This is a genomic window from Martelella lutilitoris, assembly GCF_016598595.1.
GTDB classification, from domain to species: domain Bacteria; phylum Pseudomonadota; class Alphaproteobacteria; order Rhizobiales; family Rhizobiaceae; genus Martelella; species Martelella lutilitoris_A.
On the sequence record NZ_CP066786.1, the window covers coordinates 3,916,017 to 3,934,104 of the forward strand.

At 63.6% G+C, this 18,088-nt stretch carries 14 protein-coding genes; 4 read left to right on the forward strand and 10 right to left on the reverse strand.

From position 1 onward, the window contains the following. The first annotated feature begins 157 nt into the window (after positions 1 to 157). From JET14_RS18575 to JET14_RS18590, 4 genes are all read left to right on the forward strand, one after another. Positions 158 to 916 (forward strand): SDR family NAD(P)-dependent oxidoreductase, encoded by a 759-nt coding sequence (locus JET14_RS18575; RefSeq protein WP_200335463.1) that lies wholly within the window; start codon positions 158 to 160, stop codon positions 914 to 916. Beyond that, positions 913 to 1,827 carry an NAD-dependent epimerase/dehydratase family protein gene (locus JET14_RS18580; protein WP_200335464.1) on the forward strand — a complete coding sequence of 305 codons (915 nt, stop codon included), beginning with the start codon at positions 913 to 915 and terminating at the stop codon, positions 1,825 to 1,827. Before JET14_RS18575 ends, JET14_RS18580 begins: the two co-directional genes overlap by 4 nt. 95 nt (positions 1,828 to 1,922) lie before the next feature. Continuing rightward, the gene (gene pxpB, locus JET14_RS18585) at positions 1,923 to 2,609 is read left to right on the forward strand and encodes a 5-oxoprolinase subunit PxpB (protein WP_246750376.1); all 687 of its coding nucleotides are present in this window, start codon (positions 1,923 to 1,925) and stop codon (positions 2,607 to 2,609) included. Further along, positions 2,603 to 3,538 carry a biotin-dependent carboxyltransferase family protein gene (locus JET14_RS18590; protein ID WP_200335468.1) on the forward strand — a complete coding sequence of 312 codons (936 nt, stop codon included), beginning with the start codon at positions 2,603 to 2,605 and terminating at the stop codon, positions 3,536 to 3,538. Before pxpB ends, JET14_RS18590 begins: the two co-directional genes overlap by 7 nt. 6 nt (positions 3,539 to 3,544) lie before the next feature. Here JET14_RS18590 and JET14_RS18595 read toward each other — a convergent pair whose 3' ends face one another. From JET14_RS18595 to JET14_RS18640, 10 genes are all read right to left on the reverse strand, one after another. Then, complete coding sequence (locus tag JET14_RS18595) at positions 3,545 to 4,267, reverse strand: GntR family transcriptional regulator (RefSeq protein ID WP_200335471.1); 723 nt, start codon at positions 4,265 to 4,267, stop codon at positions 3,545 to 3,547. Next, complete coding sequence (locus JET14_RS18600) at positions 4,264 to 5,553, reverse strand: TRAP transporter large permease (RefSeq protein WP_200335473.1); 1,290 nt, start codon at positions 5,551 to 5,553, stop codon at positions 4,264 to 4,266. Before JET14_RS18600 ends, JET14_RS18595 begins: the two co-directional genes overlap by 4 nt. Further along, on the reverse strand, positions 5,546 to 6,061 hold the full coding sequence (locus tag JET14_RS18605) for a TRAP transporter small permease subunit (RefSeq protein WP_200335475.1): 516 nt from the start codon (positions 6,059 to 6,061) through the stop codon (positions 5,546 to 5,548). The genes JET14_RS18600 and JET14_RS18605 overlap by 8 nt, the downstream gene beginning before the upstream one ends. 95 nt (positions 6,062 to 6,156) lie before the next feature. Then, on the reverse strand, positions 6,157 to 7,137 hold the full coding sequence (locus JET14_RS18610) for a TRAP transporter substrate-binding protein (RefSeq protein ID WP_200335477.1): 981 nt from the start codon (positions 7,135 to 7,137) through the stop codon (positions 6,157 to 6,159). 4 nt (positions 7,138 to 7,141) lie between these two features. After that, the gene (locus JET14_RS18615; RefSeq protein ID WP_210342049.1) at positions 7,142 to 8,833 is read right to left on the reverse strand and encodes a hydantoinase B/oxoprolinase family protein; all 1,692 of its coding nucleotides are present in this window, start codon (positions 8,831 to 8,833) and stop codon (positions 7,142 to 7,144) included. Then, positions 8,833 to 10,914: a hydantoinase/oxoprolinase family protein gene (locus tag JET14_RS18620; protein ID WP_200335481.1), complete on the reverse strand. Its 2,082-nt coding sequence runs from the start codon at positions 10,912 to 10,914 to the stop codon at positions 8,833 to 8,835. The genes JET14_RS18615 and JET14_RS18620 overlap by 1 nt, the downstream gene beginning before the upstream one ends. 291 nt (positions 10,915 to 11,205) lie before the next feature. Then, the gene (locus tag JET14_RS18625; RefSeq protein WP_200335482.1) at positions 11,206 to 12,819 is read right to left on the reverse strand and encodes a BCCT family transporter; all 1,614 of its coding nucleotides are present in this window, start codon (positions 12,817 to 12,819) and stop codon (positions 11,206 to 11,208) included. Between the two features lie 63 nt (positions 12,820 to 12,882). Continuing rightward, positions 12,883 to 13,299 (reverse strand): universal stress protein, encoded by a 417-nt coding sequence (locus JET14_RS18630; RefSeq protein WP_061449802.1) that lies wholly within the window; start codon positions 13,297 to 13,299, stop codon positions 12,883 to 12,885. A gap of 351 nt (positions 13,300 to 13,650) precedes the next feature. Continuing rightward, complete coding sequence (locus tag JET14_RS18635) at positions 13,651 to 15,459, reverse strand: ABC transporter ATP-binding protein (protein WP_200335483.1); 1,809 nt, start codon at positions 15,457 to 15,459, stop codon at positions 13,651 to 13,653. Positions 15,460 to 15,642: 183 nt separating this feature from the next. Beyond that, positions 15,643 to 18,084, reverse strand: coding sequence for a beta-mannosidase (locus JET14_RS18640; protein ID WP_200335484.1), 2,442 nt, complete (start codon positions 18,082 to 18,084; stop codon positions 15,643 to 15,645). Positions 18,085 to 18,088: the final 4 nt, after the last annotated feature.

An 18,088-nucleotide genomic window follows, 5' to 3' on the forward strand; every position in this document is an offset into this window, starting at 1 on the left:
AAAAACGAGCATGGGCCATTTGCGCGCAAGCCTTCTCCGGCCTTTGACACAAAAAACCGCTGGCCTGCCGATCATAAGTTCTGCATAGTGGTATTATGTACCATTTTACTGATGGTCGGACTCTGTTCAGTCCACTGGGAGGAAAGTTTTGAAGAGAATGACGGGAAGAACCGCGCTGGTCACCGGCGCGGCCGACGGGCTGGGCGCGGCAATCGCGGCGCGGCTCGCCGACGAGGGCGCGCGCATCGGCATCATCGACCGTTCGGAAGAGGCGATCGAGAAGGCGCGGCAGAGCGATAGTCTGGCCTCTGCGGTCTTCATCGCCGGCGACCTGACTGATGGCGACGACATTGCCCGGATGATGGCCGATTTTGCCGCGCGGGACATGGTCTTCGACATCCTCGTCAACAATGCCGGCGGATCGCTGCACACCCCGCGCGCCTTTCTGGAGGAGACGGACGAGGACTGGGACCGGGTGATGACGCTCAATGTCACAGCGGCGGTCAGGATCAGCCGCCACGTGCTGCCGGGCATGATTGCGGCAGGCTTCGGTCGGGTGATCAATCTCGGCTCCAAGGCCGGGCGCTACGGCAGCCTGTTCACCGGCGCCAATTATGTCGCCGCCAAGGGCGCCATCCAGTCGATGACGCTGCAGATGGCGCAGGAGTTCGGGCCGATGGGCATCACCTGCAACGCCGTCTGCCCCGGGGCCATCTCCACGCCGCGCGTGGAACGGCTGCTCAATGAGCGCATGACACCGGAAGAACGCCGGCGCGCGCTTGAAGGCGTGCCTGTGCGCCGCCATGGCCGCGTGGAGGATGTGGCCGCCGCCGTCGCCTTCTTCGCTTCCGAAGAGGCAGGCTTCATCACGGGCCAGCTTCTCGACGTCAACGGCGGACAGGGAATGGCATCATGAACGGCATAGACAACACCCCGCATACGCCGCTCAAGGTCCTGGTCACTGGCGGCACAGGATTTCTCGGCCAGGCGCTGACGAAGGCGCTCGCCGCGCGCGGCGACCAGGTCACCGTTCTCGACCTCAAACTTCCGGCCGAGACGGCGCGCATTCCCGGCGTCACCTATGTCGAGGGCAACATCACAGAACCGGACTCGGTCGAAGGGACCATCGCGCGCTTCGGGACCGAGGCGATCCTGCATCTTGCCGCCCTCGTCATTCCCGCCTGCCGGGCAAATCCGGCGCTCGGCGCCCAGGTCAATGTCGTCGGCCACATCAACATCATGCAGGCGGCGCTGAAGGCCGGCATTTCCCGCATCGTCTACGCAAGTTCGCTTGCCGCGCGACCGCGCGGCCCCCTCGCCTCACCCGTCAACCTCTATGGCGCGTTCAAGCATTGCTGCGAGGAGATCTCCAAGATCTATTTCCTCGACCACGGTCTCGGCTCGGTGGGCCTGAGGCCGCATGTGGTCTACGGACCGGGCCGCACCAGCGGGGAAACGGCGGCGATCACGCTTGCCATGCAGGCCGCCGCACGCGGCGAACCTTACGAGATCCCGTTTTCCGGAAAGATGTGCTTCCAGCATATCGACGAGGTGGCCGAGATATTCCTGCGATCGCTCGACCGGCCGGCGCCCGCGCCGATCGTCAGCGACCTGACCACGACCATCGGTTCGAGCGAGGATGTGGCAGAGGCGATCCGCACGGTGGTGCCGGAGGCGCGGATCACCATTGCCGAACGGCCCCGGCCGATGCCGGACGCGCTCGACAACGCGCCGCTGCGCGATTTTCTCGGCGACTGGAACGCCGTTTCTCTTGAAGAAGGCACCCGCCGTACCATTGAGGCCTTTCGCGCGACCGCCGATAGCTGATAGACATAAGGTCGCGCGGCGAAAAAACGCCGTGCGGACAATGTCGAGCCAGGGACAGGCTTTTGGTGCGGATCAAGCCGGCCGGCGATCAGGCCGTGACGATAGAATTTGGCGACAGCATCGACGAGGCGGTCAGCGCGCGCGTGATCGCCCTCGATCGTGACCTGAAGGATGACCCGTTCGCCGGCATCACCGAAACCGTTCCGACCTACCGCTCGCTGCTTGTATTCTACGATCCGGCAATCGTCGCCGGCGCTGACCTTGCGAAACGCCTCGAAGCGCGCGCGGCAGCGACGAAGGCGTCGAACGAGACGCTGGCCCGTCATTTCACCGTCCCGGTCTGTTATCAGGGCGCAGATGCGCTCGATCTTCAGGCCGTGGCGGCAGAGAGGGCGATGAGCGCGGACGAGGTCATCGCCCTTCACACGGGCGCCACCTTCCGGGTCTTCATGATCGGCTTTGCCCCGGGCTTTGCCTATCTCGGCGGCCTGCCGGAAGCGCTCGCCACGCCGCGGCTTGCCGAACCGCGTCAGCATGTGCCGGCCGGCGCAGTCGGGATCGGCGGACGACAGGCGGCAATCAACTCACTCCCCGGCCCGAGCGGCTGGCGCTATATCGGCCGCACGCCGCTGAGGCTGTTCGACGCCGGGCGCGGCGAACCTGCCTTTTTCCGCGCGGGAGACGTCATCCGCTTTGCCGCCGTCTCGCCCGCCGAGATGGCCGACCTTGACAGACGGGCAGACCTTGGAGAAGCGATCGTGGAAGCGCAGCCGCCATGGTGATGCTGGACGTTTTGAGGGCCGGCCTGCTGGTGACGGTCCAGGCAAAGCCGCGCACGGAATACCTGGCGGCCGGCGTCTCGCCGTCGGGGCCGATGGATGAGGATGCCTTCCGCATCGCCCAGGCGCTTGTCGGCAACGGTCCTGATGCCGCCGCGCTCGAATTCGCCCAGTATGGCGGAAGCTACCGCGTTTCCGAGCCTGCGCTTGTGGCCGTCACCGGCGGGGCGGTTGAAGTCATGATCGACGGGCGGCCCGCGCCCTGCTGGGAAAGTCATCTCCTGAGACCCGGCGAACGGCTCGATGTCGGCGTGCTGCGCGGCGGCATGTGGGGCTATGTCGCCTTTTCCGGCGGCATCGACGTTCCCGTCCTGCTCGGTTCGCGCGCCACCCATGTGCGAAACGGGATGGGCGGCTTCGAGGGGCGGGCGCTTACGGCCGGAGACAGGCTGAACCTTTTTGCGTCCCCGGCGCTTTCGCCACGCCGGATGCGGTCGATCTTCCGCAGGCCTTCGGGGCCGATCCGGGTGATCGCCGGGCCCCAGGATGATTATTTCGACGCCCGCGCCTGGTCTCTGTTTCTCGAAGAACCCTTTGCCGTCTCGACGCGCCGCGACCGGATGGCGAGCCTGCTTTTCGGGCCGGCACTCAAGGCATCGCGCGGCCACGACATCATTTCCGACGGAACGCCGCCTGGCTCCATCCAGGTGCCCGGCTCGGGCACGGCGACCGTGCTGACGGCGGAGCGCCAGACGACAGGCGGCTACCCCAAGATCGCGACAATCATTTCGGCGGACTTGCCGCGCCTGGCGCAGATGCCCGGCGGCCTGCCCTTCCGCTTCGCGCTGGTACAAAGAGACCAGGCAGAGGATAGCCTGCTTGTGGCAAGACGGCTGGCGGACACGATCATCGCCGAGATCGTAAACGCCTGACGGACTTTATTTCAGGAGCACGTCATTGCGCAGCTGGAAGCGCGCGGGATCGTATATTGCCTGCGAGATTTCAACCAGCTCACCGTTCTGGCTATAGAGTTCGGCCTCGATGGACAGCACCGGCGTTCCCACAGAAAGGCCGATAGCATCGGCGGCGGGCTGCGGACAGGCGATTGCGTTGGCACTCTGACTGACGCGGACGATCGGCCGGTCGAACATCTCCTCGATCAGATTGTAGACCGAGCCGACCCGGTGGCGCGAGAGCGACGGTTCAATGCCGGCATAGGGCCCGGCGACGAACATGCGCGACCAGTTGAACGGCCTCAGCCTGCCGGGGATCCGCCGGACGCCAATCACTTCCAGCCAGAAACCGGTGGCGCTCTCATGGCTGCCGAGCGCCGGATCGGAATGGTTCTCCACATGCCGCGATGTCCAGACCTCCAGCACCGTTTCCCGCGTCACGCGCATCAATTCCGGCATGCTGTTGGTGGCCATGCGGAAATGCTGTTGCGGGGTTTGCGAGGCGATGATCGTGCCGACCCGCTTGCGCCGCGCGACCAGGCCTTCGGACTCGAGTTCGCTCAGAGCGCGCCTCAGCGTCGTACGGCTGACGCCCCTTTCAACCGCGAACTCCACCTCCGGCGGCAGCCGGTCGCCGACTTTCCAGCGGCCCGAGGTAATTTCCTCACGCAAAGAACGGGTTAGCAATTTGTGTCGCGGTGCGCTCATTCCATCTTTCCCGGCAGCCAAAGAACGATCTGTGGGAAGGTCGCCAGAAGCAGGGCAAAGGCGACCAGAATAAGGAAGAAGGGCGCAACGGCGCGAACCAGTCTTCCAATCGTTTCGCCGGTTTGCGCCTGTATGACGAACAGGTTGAATCCCACCGGTGGCGTTATCTGGGATATCTCTACAGCAACAACGACAAAAATACCAAACCAAATCGGATCAAAACCTGCGGACGTAACCAAAGGCAGCGTGATCGGCAAAGTCATGACGATGATCGACGTTCCGTCGAGGAACATGCCGATCAGTACATAGAACAGCAGAAGGATGGTGATCAGGGCAAAGGGCGCGAGATCAAGCGCGGCGATCCATCCGGCGATCGCGCGTGGAAGCCCGAGAAAGCCGAGCGCGGCATTGAGAAGCGCCGCGCCGATGAGGATCAGCCCCATCATCGCGCTGGTCCGCACCGCGCTGTTGCCCGCTTTCAGGAGGTTGGCCAGGGTCAGCTCGCGCCTGAGCGCCGCCAGAATGATGGCGCCGAGAACGCCGACGGAGGCCAGTTCCGTTGGGCTTGCAAAGCCGAAATAGAGCGCGCCCATGATGCCGGCGATCAGCGCCACCATCGGCGCGATCTCGACCAGACCTCGCCAACGCTCACCCCAGCTGTAACGCTCTGCGCTCGCCCGGCCGCCGGACACCGTGTGCGCGGCGGCGATATAGAGGCTATAGAGGCTGGCAAGCAGCAGTCCGGGCACGATGCCGGCGATGAACAGCCTGAGAATGCTCTGCTCTGAGACGACGCCGTAAATGATCATGATGATCGATGGCGGAATGAGAAAGCCGAGCGTGCCTGCGCCCGCAAGCGAACCGATCGATAGGCGCCGGTCATAGCCATGGGCCTGAAGCTCGGGAAGCGTTACCCTTCCGACGATCGCCGTCGTTGCCGCGGACGAGCCGGAAACGGCGGCAAACAGCGTGGAGCCGGCGACATTGACATGCACCAGTCCGCCCGGAAGCCGGCTGACCCAGGGCGCAAGGCCCGAAAACAGCGAGCGGCCGAGGCGCGCCGTCACGAGAATATCGCTCATAAGGATGAACAGCGGCAGGGCGAGCAGTTCCTGCGCCGTGCCCGCCTGCCACATCAGTTTGCCGGCAAAGGCCTCGAGCGGGATATTGGGCTTGTACACCGAAAGCAGGATATAGCCGACGCCAAAAAGCGAAAGGCCGACCCATACGGAACCGAGAAGCAGAACCGCAAAGAGCAGCAGCGTGACGAGGCCGATCTCAACCATCTTCCGCCTCCCGTGCAAGCTCCGGCTCCAGGCCGAGCAAAAGCCGCAGCAACCGCGCCGCCATGGCGAGCACGAACTCCACCGCACCGGCGACTGCAAGCGCCTGGGGGATTGCAAGCGGCGTATTCATGTAGCTCGACTGGCGCAGCCCGCGCGTGAAGGAAGCATGAAAGACGGTCCAGAAGGCTTCCAGCAGCAGGCAGGCGAGGACGAGGCCGACAAGCGTTGCGGCGATATCGACGACCCGGGAAAAGCGAGGTCCACGCGACAGGAGCAGAGAAACCCGCACCTGCGTCCCGTGCTGCAGCGCGGGACCGAGACCGAGCAGAAACACGCCGCACATGGCGAAGGCGGAATATTCCCACGAAAAAGCCAGACTTCGGCTGAGAAAGCCACGACTGAAGACCTCCGCCAGCATCATCGCGCAGAAACAGTAGAGCAGCGCCATGGCCACGGTCTGTGCAATCCTGGCGGTCCAGTCGGTAAATGTCAGAAAGGCACGAACCATTGCATATCCATGGCAAGAAGGCTTCCGGGATCGGCACCCCGGAAACCCCGTTCATGAAAGGAGCGCCCGCGGCGACAGACCGCGGGCAGCGGCCGCTACTTGCCGGCCGCCTCCGTGTAGGCATCGATGATCGGACCGGCCGCGGGCACGCGTTCGATGAAGCTGCCCCACATCTCGTGTCCGGCCTCGGACATGACCGCCTTCATCGAGTCTGCGGCCTCCGTCACGGTGATGCCGTTTTCGACAAGGATCTCCGTCTTGCCCTCGTCCTCGGCCGCACTCTGCGCCCAGAACTCGGCCTCGAGCGCCTCGACCACGCCTTCGATCGCGGCCTGGTCCTCGGCGGAAAGCGCATTCCATGCGTCGAGATTGATGGTCACCGCATCGGTCGAGGTCGACCATTGCAGCGGGTTGAAATAGGAGGTCGTGTCCCACAGCTTGCCGTCGACGCCCGAGGAGGTCGAGGTCGCCACGCCGTCAATCGTTCCGGCCGCAAGCGCCGGCACGACATCGCCCCAGGGCATTTCCAGCGGCGCTGCCCCGAGCTTGGTCAGGAATTCAAAGCTGGCCGGGTTGAAGGCGCGAATGCGCTGGCCTTCGAGATCCTCGGCCGTGGTGATTTCCGAACGCGAGTAGAGGCCGGGCGAAGGCCACGGAACATAATAGAGGATCTTCTGGTTGTGGCTTTCCGCGATCTCGTCGAACGCCGGCGAGGCGATTTCGAGGAAGGTCGCCATCTCCTCCTGACCCTGGATCAGATAAGGCAGCGTGTCGATCGCCAGAAGCGGCTCCTCGCCGGCCTGCAGGAACAGCAGGAAATCGGCCATCTGAACGATCCCGCTTTCCACCGCCGCCATGCTCTCGGAACCGGAAACGCCGATTTCGCCGGCGTTGAAGACGTTGATCTGGACGTTGCCGTCGGTCGCCTTGGCCACGGCGTCGGCAAACTGGCGCGCTGCCTTCGCCTGGAAATTGGTGTCCGGCCACGGAGTCGAGAAGTCCAGTGTCGTCTCAGCCGAAGCCGCAGCGGCGCTCAGACTGACGGCCGCAACGGCCAGCATGGGGATCGTTCGCATTGCCCTATTCTCCTCTATCGGTTTCATGCACCTTAACATTGTGCCCGTTTTCATTGTACCCGTAATCGCGCCCGGCCGCAGCGGGGCTGACGAGCCCGCGCTCAAGATCGATCGCCAGTTTTTTCCGGTCACGACGCCCGGGCGGGCCAAAGCCGCCGCCGCCCGGCGTCCTCAGGATCAGCGCCTCGCCCGGCGGGATGGTATAAAGCCCCTTGCTCGCGATCACCGTGCCGTCGGTAATCTCGGCATGACCGGGCGCGCCGGCCTGTCCGCCTTCCCGGCCCTCTGCTCCCTTCCGCAGGCGTTCGAAGGCCGCCGCCGACAGGATCAGGCTCTGGCCCAGCGCCGACCGGATGCGTATCTCCTGGCCAAGGCCGCCGCGATATTCCCCCGCCCCGCCGCTGTCCGGCGCGAATTCCTTCTTCTCGTAGATCAGCGGCGCCACGGTTTCTGCCACCTCGACCGGCACCGTGCCGACGCCGGAGGGGAAGGCCGTGGTCGACAGACCGTCGGAGGCCGGACGCGCGCCCATGCCGCCGAGCGCGACATTGAGCGAGGCAAAGCCGCCCTCGCCCTCCGCCGTGATTGCCAGAACCCAGAGCGCGCCGGCGCTTTCGGCGAGAATTTCCCCGCGCTTGGCCTCCGCCAGGCAGCCGAGCATCAGGTCCGGCAGGGCCTGCCCCACGACGTGGCGCGCCGTCACGGGCCATGGCCGTTCGGCGCTCACGATCAGGCCCGGCGGCGCATCGATCCGGATCGGCGCGAGCGAGGCATGGTTGTTCGGAACCTCCGGTGCGATCGCCACCTTGATGCCAAAGGAGGCATAGGCCTGACTGTAGTTCAGCGGACAATTGATGCCCTTGGCGACGGCTGGCGACGATCCCTTGAGGTCGACCGATATCTCGCCGTCCCTGACCGTCATCTCCGCCTTCAGCCGGATCGGCGCGTCATAGCCGTCAAGTTCGATCTCGGCGTGGTAGACGCCTTCCGGCACCTTCTCGATCGCCGCCCGCGTTGCTTCGGCCGAGCGGGTGAAGATGAATTCCGCAAGCGGTTCGAGTGAATCCGCGTCATATTCCTCCATCAGGGCGAGAAGCCGCCTCAGCCCCTCGTCATTGCAGCTCATCAGCGAGATCACGTCGCCGCGCGCCTCGCGCGGGACGCGGGAATTGACGGCGATCAGCGCAAGCAGTTCCTCGTTGACCACGCCCTTGCGCCGAAGCCGCGTCACCGGGATGACCACGCCCTCCTCGAACACCGAACGCGCCTCCGCCGACCAGCCGAGCCCGCCGATATCGACGACATGGCAGGTCGAGGCGATATAGGCGACGATCGTCCCCTTCCAGAAGACCGGGGTGACCAGAACGAAGTCGAAGACATGGCCGGCCCCGAGCCAGGGGTCGTTGGTCACCAGAACGTCACCGTCTTCCAGCGTTTCGGCCGGCACATGTTCCAGCATGGCATTGACCGATTTCGCCATGGTGTTGACGTGGCCGGGGGTGCCGGTGACGGCCTGGGCCATCATCCGACCGCTCGCGTCGAAAATGCCGGCCGACAGGTCGCCCGCCTCGCGCACGATGGCCCCGAAGGCGACGCGCAGAAGCGCATTCGCCTGTTCCTCGCAGACCGAGATCAGGCGGTTCCACATGACATTCATGGCGATGATGTCGGCGTCGGTGAGTTGCTTTTCGGTCATCATACGACCCCTTCCCGCTCGAGCACGATATGGCCGAGCGCATGGACATAGCCGCGCCAGCCTTCGGGCGCGTAGATCGTCGTCTGGTCCTCGACGATCAGCATCGGGCCCTCGAAGACCGCGCCGGGGCTCTCGTCGCCGCGCCGGTAACGCGCGAATGTGACCCGCTCGCCCGAGAGCGACGAGAACACGGCTGCTTCGCCGATGGGGGTAGCGGGACGCGGGTCGAAGGAGCCGTCGGTCACAGTCGCGACCACCGGTTCCGGTCCCTTGGCGACAAGGCTGAGCGCCACGAGCTCGATCCCATTGCCATTGTGCTCTGCGCCGTAGACCGAACGATAGGTTTCGACAAAGGCGGAGCGCATCTTTTCCAGCGCCTCCTGCGTTTCGACGGGACCGTCGAGGCCGATCCTGAGAGCATGCCCCTGGCCTTCGTAGCGCAGTTCGGCGGCGATCGCGATATCCGGCTCGAACCCTTTGGCCAGCGCCGGCTTCACGACCCCGTTGGCCTCGTCCGCCATCTCCGACTGCAGACGCTTGAGACGGTCGAGGTCGATCCTGCCGAGCGGCGCAAGAACGCTGCGCGCCACCTCATAGGCGATCGGCGCGCTCAGAAAGCCGACCGCCGAGCCGACGCCCGCGAAAGCGGGAATGACGATGCGCGAAATGCCGAGTTTTTCCGCAAGACGCGCGGCGTGAAGCGGCCCGGCACCGCCGGAGGCCATAAGCGTGTAGGCCGAAACGTTCTTTCCCTGTTCGACGGCGTGGACGCGCGCCGCATTGGCCATTGCCTCCTCGCCGATTTCGGTGATGCCGGCCGCTGCCCACTCGCACGAACTCATGCCGAGCGGTCCCACGACCTTTTCCTCGATTGCAGAAACGGCCAGTTCCGGCCGGAGCGTCAGCCGTCCGCCGGCAAAGCCCTCCGGAGAAAGCTTGCCGAGAACGACATTGGCGTCAGTGATCGTAGGTTCCGTGCCGCCAAGACCGTAGGCGGCCGGCCCCGGCGCCGCTCCGGCGCTCTTCGGCCCGACGGCAAGCCTGCCGAGCGTGTCGCGCCGGGCGATCGAGCCGCCGCCGGCCCCGATCTCGACGAGCTCGGTCGTCGGAATGCGCACCGGCAGACCGGAACCCTTGATGTCACGCCAGGCGCGCGCCACCTCGAAGCGGCGCGCGGTCGCCGGCCGCGCATTCTCCAGAAAGCAGATCTTCGCCGTGGTGCCGCCCATGTCGAAGGCCAGCATTCGGGAAACGCCGACCTCGCGGGCTACCCGCGCGCCGAGCGCGACGCCGCCGGCAGGACCCGATTCGACCAGACGGATCGGCATGCGCGCCGCCTGATCGACCGTCGTCAGGCCGCCGCCCGACAGCATCAGCAGAAATTCGCCGGAGAAGCCGCGCGCGCGCATCGCCGCGTCGAAACGGTTGAGATAGCGCGACATCAGCGGACGAACATAGGCATTGGCCGCCACGGTCGAAAACCGCTCATACTCACGGATTTCCGGGGAAACTTCGCTCGAAAGACAGATGGTTACATTCTCGGGCAGGCGGTCCCGCAACCACTCAGCCACCTGCCGTTCATGCACGTCATTGGCGGTGGCATGAAGAAAGCCGATGGCCACGGCCTCCACCCCGTTTTCGCGTAATCGCGCTGCGATCGCATCAATCTCGCCTTGCTGCGGAACGCGGATGGGATTGCCATGGGCATCCATGCGTTCGTCGACGGTCATCCGCAACTCGCGCGGCACCAGCGGGGCGGGCAATTCCAGATTGACGTCGTATTGCTCGAAGCGGCGCTCGTAACCCATTTCGAGTATGTCGCGGAAACCACTGGTCGTAACCAGAGCCGTCTTCGCGCCGCGCCGCTCGATCAGCGCATTGGTCGCAAGCGTCGTCCCGTGAATGACGGCAGAGACGTCGGAAAAATCCACATTGTTTTCGCAAAGCAGCGCCAGGCTACCCTCAAGTGCGGCCTTTTCAGGCGCTTCGGGCGTCGTCAGGACCTTCAGAGAGGAGAGGCCGTCGCCTTCCAACACGATATCCGTGAACGTTCCGCCGATATCAATTGCTAGTCTAAACATAAAATCATTATGTTCGTACTTTTTAGCAAGCGTCAAGAGGAGAAGGGCCAGAGCGCCAGCGGTCGAGTCATACCAAGAAAAAAAGGGCGCGACCACGCTTGAAACCGGCGTTTTCCCTGCCAGCGCCTCATCAAATAGTAGGGCGGCGGTCCTGCCGGTCCGCCGCCCTAGCGCATCGGCCCGAAAATCGGAATCGATTTTCGGAAAGCTCGATGCGTAGATTCAATAGGTTAGAGCGCCGTGCGTCCGAATGGACGCACGGCGCTCTAATGCGCAAGACTGCGCGTTGCCCTATCGCGGTTCGCTGTGGAGCCCCTTGAGGATGGCAAAACAGGCGAGCAGCAGCACGATGGTGAACGGGAAGCCCGTCGACACCGCCATGGCCTGAAGCGCCGTCAGTCCGCCGCCGAGCAGAAGCGCGATCGCGACCAGCCCCTCGAAGCTCGCCCAGAACACGCGCTGCGGCACCGGCGCATCGACCTTGCCGCCGGCGGTGATGGTGTCGATCACGATCGAGCCCGAGTCCGACGATGTCACGAAGAAGACAATGACCAGGATGATGCCGATGATAGAGGTGATCGTCGCCAGCGGCAGCGCCTCCAGCATAACGAACAGCTTCAGGTCGAGGGGCGCATTGCCGAGCGCCTCGTAATTGTTGACGATGATCTCGCGGATCGCGGTATCACCGAACACCGTCATCCACACGATCGAGACGACCGACGGAATGATAAGCACGCAGGTGATGAACTCACGCACCGTGCGGCCGCGCGAAACGCGAGCGATGAACATGCCGACGAAGGGCGACCAGGAAATCCACCATGCCCAGTAGAACGATGTCCAGCCATCCAGGAAGTTCTTGTCGGTTCGCCCGAACGGATTGGCAAGTTCCGGCAGGTAGCGCGCATAGTCGACGAAGTTCGAGAAAAGTCCGCCGAGAATGGCCAGCGTCGGGCCAACGATGATGACGAAGAACAGCAGAATGCCGGCGAGCGCCATGTTGATCATCGACAGCCTCTGCACCCCGGCATCCATGCCGGCAACGACGGAGCCGAGCGCAATGCCGGTGATCGCGAGGATCAGCAGCACCTTGGAGAGGTCGTCCACGGGAAGGCCGAAAATGTGGTTAAGACCCGCATTCGCCTGTTCGGCGCCGATACCGAGCGAGGTGGCAAGGCCGAACAACGTGGCAAGCACGGCGAGCACGTCGATGACATGGCCCGTCCAGCCCCAGACCCGGTCGCCGAATATCGGGTAGAACACCGAGCGCATGGCGAGCGGAAGACCCTTGTTGTAGGAAAACAGCGCCAGGGCCAGCGCGACGATCGCATAGATCGCCCAGGGATGGAGCGCCCAGTGGAAAATGGTCGAGGCCATCGCCAGGCTCTTTGCTTCGGCCGGGTTGCCGGGCGCGCCGCCGAGCGGCGCCCAGCTGTCGGCGGTGCCGGCATTTTCGGCGACCGAGGCCGTGTAGTGGGAAATCGGCTCGGACACGCCGTAAAACATCAGGCCGATGCCCATGCCAGCGGCAAACAGCATGGCGAACCAGCCGGTGTAGGAATAGTCCGGCGTTGCCTCCGCGCCGCCGAGGCGAATCTTGCCATAGGGCGAGAAGATCAGGAAAATGCCGAGCAGAACGAAGATGTTGCCGGCGATGAGGAAGAACCAGTCGAAAGTCGACGTCAGCCAGTCCCGCATGCCGTTGAAAATAGTCGCGGCCTCTTCCTGAAAGGCCAGTGTCGCCAACACGAAGGCAACAACGGCGAGACCGGAGATCAGAAAGACCGGATTATGGATGTCCAGCCCGAAGGGACCGATGTTCGTCGTGATATTATCCTGGCCGATCTCGTAATCGGTATCGATAATCTCCGTTTCGCCCTCGGGCTCGGGTATCCCCGTGTCGGTCATAAAAAATCTCCTTGTTTTGCAATCGTTTCGCGCCTAACCGGATCAATCCGGGCAGTCGCGGCATCAGCCGCGAACCAGGAATACCGATGCGTCGGTATGGGTGGCGAGCTGGCCGCCGTGCGAATGCATGAAGTGATCCGCGAGATTGGGCACGTGGGTGGCCATGATCACCAGATCGCAACCGCTGTCGTCCACCGCGCGGGCAAGCGACCGATTGAGATCAACCGCAGGGTCGTGCGCGATGACGGTACGGCTATCGGTTGAAATGCCGTAACGGGCGGATTGTTCCCCGGCAAAAGCCTTGAGCTTTGCCTCGAATTCCCTGGGGTTGTGGCCGAGTGCGCCAGGCGCCGAAGAGGTCACGCCGACATAAGTGACGGGCGCACCATAGAGTTTCGCGATTTCGGCCGTCGTGTTGAGCGCGCGCGTCAGCTTGTCGGCATGCGCAAGGTCGACGGGCACCATGATTTTCTTGAACATGTTGAACTACGGTCCTTCACCGTTTGCGGGCTTGCCGACCCGCATCTTTCCTTCCTCTTCTGCCGCGCCTTCGGTGGCGGGCCGGTACGGCTCGACAAAGCCGGACACGAAAATGCCATATTTCGCCTAACATCGCCAAAACCGCCATGCAAATCAACCCTGTCCCCGCCCGGCGGGCCGTCGCAAGCGTTCGGCGTCAGGGCCCGACAGGCTCCAGCGCCGCCAGGACAGGGGGTTGCGCCCGGCTGGAAGGCCCGGACAACGACCACGAAACCGAGAGCGAGGACAGCATCAAAAAAGCCCCACCGCTTCGTGCGATGAGGCTTCTTGGCGTCGGCAGGGAGGCGAGGCTCAAGCCTCTTCGAGCTGCGGCAGGATCTGCAACTCGTAGAGACGGCGATAAGGGCCGTCATGGGCGAGCAGATCGCGCTGCGGTCCCTGTTCGAGGATTTCGCCGTTTTCGAGCACGACGATATTGTCCGCCGAGGTGATCGTCGCCAGGCGGTGGGCGATCACGATCGTCGTGCGGTCCTTCGTCAGCCGCGCTAGCGCGTCCTGCACGAGCGATTCAGCATAGGAATCAAGAGCGCTGGTGGCTTCATCGAGAATCAGGATGTCGGCGTTGCGCAGCATGGCGCGGGCGATTGCCAGGCGCTGTTTCTGGCCGCCGGAGAGGTTGCCGCCGTTTTCACCGACGAGCGAATCATAGCCATTGTTCATGTTCATGATGAAGTCATGCGCATGCGCAGCCTTGGCCGCCTCGATGATTTCCTCTTCCGTCGCGCCCTGTCGTCCGAGCGCCAGGTTTTCCCGCACCGTGCCGTTGAACAGGAATGTATCCTGGCCGACATAGGACATGTGGGCGCGCAGCGATTCGAAGGAAACCTGCCTGAGATCGAGGCCGTTGACCGTGATTGTTCCTTCATCCGGATCGAACATGCGCATTACGAGATTGATGATCGTCGACTTGCCGCCGCCGGACGCGCCCACCAGAGCAGTGGTCTTTCCCGCGGGAAAGACCAGATTCAGGTTCTTGAACAGCGGCTTGTCCGCGTCATAGGAGAAACCAACGTCGTCGAATACGATCTCGCCGCCGCCGGGCGGAACCGGCTGGGCGTTCTCAGCCTCCGTCAGCATGATCGGATGATCCTTGATCTCGTACATCATCCTGACGCCGACCATCGCGGTCTCCAGGTTGACGCGCATGCGCGCCAGACGTTTTGCCGGCTCATAGGCCAGGAGAAGAGCGGTGATGAAGGACATCAGCTCGCCGGGCGTCTGGTCGCCGCCGACGACCCAGAGACCGCTCAGCGCGATGACGCCGGCAATGGCCAGCCCCGAAAGCGTTTCCATGATCGGGCTTGTGGCGGCGGACAGCCTGGCGATGCTGTTGGCGCGATGCTCCACCTGCGTGACCTGCCGGTCCATGCGCGTGCGCATATGCTCTTCCAGACCGAATGCCTTGATGATGCGCACCCCGGTGGAGGCCTCCTGCACGCTTTCGATGATTTTCGCGAAAGCGGTCAGTTCCTGCCGCATGATGTCGCGGACCTTGTTGGTCAGATAGCGTACGCCGATAAAGGCTGCCGGCCCCAGAATGAAGGAGACCAGAGACAGGATCGGCTGCTGGATGAACATCACGATCACCAGCCCGACCAGCGAGAACAGGTCGCGGATCGCCGACGTCAAAATCAGGTCCATCGCCGTGCGGGCCGCCTGGGCATTGTTGGTCAGGCGCATGACGAGATCGGACGACGGGAACCGGATGAAGAAGTTGAGGTCCTGCTGCAGGATCCGGCTGAAGATGCTGCTCTGCGTCCTGGCGATGATGTTGTTGCCGGCCTTGCTCAGGATCACGATCTGGAAATAGGTCGCGATGCCCTTGACGATGAAGATCATCGCCACGCCCCCGGCCAGCATGAACATGCGGTTCATGTTCTGCGAGACCACGGTCTCGTTGACGATGTCCTTCATGATCCAGGCGCTGAGGGAAGTCATGCCGGCAACGATCAGCATCGCGACGGTTGCGAGCGCATACCAGGGCGCCTGGGCGCGCAGGTTTTCCGACAAAAGGCGGTAGAGCAGGCTGCGGTTCGCTCTTGGAAGGAACCGCGCCGCCAGCGCGTTGAGCAAACCGGCAAAGGGCTTGGATAGCTGCATGGGGATCCGCATTTCCATATAGGTTCGTGGCCTCCGTTCTTCGAAGGGACGGCGCTTGTCTCAGCGTCGCGGTCCCTGATCGGCCTCGGCGCGAGAGCAATAGGGCAAACGGCCTGCAAGAGCAAGCCTTCGTTTGTCCGCCCTCTTGCCGCCTTGACCCGCTCATGGAGCAGGCGGCCTCTCTCAACCGCGCAGATAGCTCACGTCTGCCGTGCCGCCTTGCGGAAGATGTGACTGCCGCCTGCGGCTTACGGTAATCGTCTTCCCCACGCCGGGCAGCAGCGTGAAGCAATTGTCCGAGTAGACGTCGTCGCCGCCGTGGTCATAGGTCACGTAGAGGGCCGGACGGTCGCTGGTCAGCGTGATGCGACGCGTACCGTCGCCAAGCATCTCGACCGCTGTCGCGATCTCGGGCTCGGCAAAGCGATAGGCCTTGGGCCTTTGCGGCAGATACTCGTTCTCGCCGAGAACATTGCCTGCAGCATCCTGCCAGTCGAAGACGAGGAAGGCGCCGTCTTCCAGCGTCTCCTCGTGAATGCGCGCAACCTCGACAACGCTCCGGGCCTCTGCCCTCACCGGATAGACGCCGATTTCCGTCACTTTGCCGGACGCCGCGTTGACGCTTGAAAGCCGCACGGTGATCGAAGCGTCTACCATCGTGTCGGAAACCGCGAGCAGCGTGATCGCGCCGGTCTCGGCATCAGGTTGTGCCGTCACCAGAAGATCGGCGAAGAAACGGCGGGCGAGATATTGAGTCGCCTTCCAGCCGCCGCCATATTCGAGACTCGACCAGCTCGCCACCGGCCAGGTGTCGTTCAACTGCCAGAACAGCGTGCCCATCGTGCGCGGACGGTTGGAACGCCAGAACTCGATTGCCGTCTTCATCGCCAGCCCCTGGCTTAGCTGGCTGAGATAAACCATATCCTCGAAACTGTCGGGAAAGCGAAAGTAGCGGGCGATGGTTTCAACGATCCGGCTGTTGCCGCCCTCATTGCGCTGGTGAACGTCCATGACGGCCGAGGAGACGTTGCGGTCCTCCGCCTCGGTGAAGCTTTCAATCACGCGCATGGAGGGGAAGGACTGGAAGCCGAATTCCGAGCAGAAGCGCGGGCGGACGCTGCGGTAATGCTCGAAATCCTTGGCCGAATGCCAGACATCCCAGAAATGCATGTCGCCGGAAGTATCCACATGCCAGCCGTCGCCGAAGTCGAGACGGCCGACCGAGGGTGAAGAGGGCCGGAAGGGCAGGCCGAGATCCTCATCTTCCACTGCTTCTTCCAAGACGTGATTCAGCCGGTCGTATATCGCCAGGTAGCGGTCGCGGTTTTCAAGGCTCTCCCTGTACCAGGTCAGCGCGCCGACAAGCTCGTTGTCGCCGCACCACAGCGCCATTGCCGCAAAGCGGGAAAGCCGGCGCAGCTGCTGGCGCGCCTCCTTGCGCACGAGATCGAGAAACGGACGCTCGTGGGCGGGATAGAGATTGCAGGCGAACATGAAGTCGTGCCAGATCATCAGGCCGAGTTCGTCGCACAGTTCATAGAACCAGTCGGCCTCATACTGCCCGCCGCCCCAGACGCGGATCATGTTCATATTGGCTTCGACCGCCGAGACCAGCAGGTCGCGCACCTGTTCCTTCGAGGCGCGTTCGGGCAGCGCGTCGCCCGGGATCCAGTTCGCGCCCTTCATGAAGATCTCGCGGCCGTTAACCCTGAAGGCGAAGCGGTTGCCGATCCCGTCGGCGTCGGTCAGGAGCTCGACATCGCGAAGGCCGATGCGGAATTCCCGTTTCTGTCCGCCGAGCGAAACGGCAAGGTCGTAAAAGGCCTGTTCTCCTTGGCCCGCCGGCCACCACAGACGCGGATTGTCCACCTTCACGGTGACGCGGACGCGATTTTCGCCCGGATAGGCGCGAAGCGTGGCCCTCTCCTCATGGCCGTCGATCGCGACCGCCGCCTCTTCCACCGCCGGAGCGAAGGCAAAGGCGTGCAGCGTCACGTCCAGCTCGACCGCGCCTTCCGTGTGGCGCTGGCGGATGGCGACGTCATCCAGGCGCAGGTCGCCGGTGCGGACCAGCGTGATATCGCCGTAGAACCCGAGCGGGCAGAGCGCGATTCCCCAGTCCCAGCCGCCATGGCACTGCGCCTTGCGCAGAAAATTGAGATGGCCGATTCGGCTGTTGGCCGTATACGGCATCGGAAACTCGGACTGCTGCGCCCGCTTCTCAGCCTCCAGCGAATTGGAGCGAAACACGACCTCGATCACGTTCTCTCCCTCATTGAGAAGGCCGGTCACATCGAAATCATAGCGCAGGAACTGGCTTTCGCAGCGCCCGGCCGGCTTGCCGTTGACGATGACATCTGCCAGGCAGTCCACGCTGTCGAAGCGGAGGGTAAAATGGCCGTCTTGCAGATGTTCGAGATCGAACGACCGCCGCGCGGTCCAGACCGAGCGGTGGACCCAGTCCGTCCTCGTCTCGTTGTCGCGCCAGTAGGGATCCTCTATCTTGCCCGCGGCAAGCAGGGCGGAGTGGATGTCGCCCGGAACCGCAAGCGGGACGGCGATGTCCGCCTCTTCGCATGTTGCCGTCCAGCCGTCATTGAGGTTCAGTCTCGCTGCTTCTGTCATGATG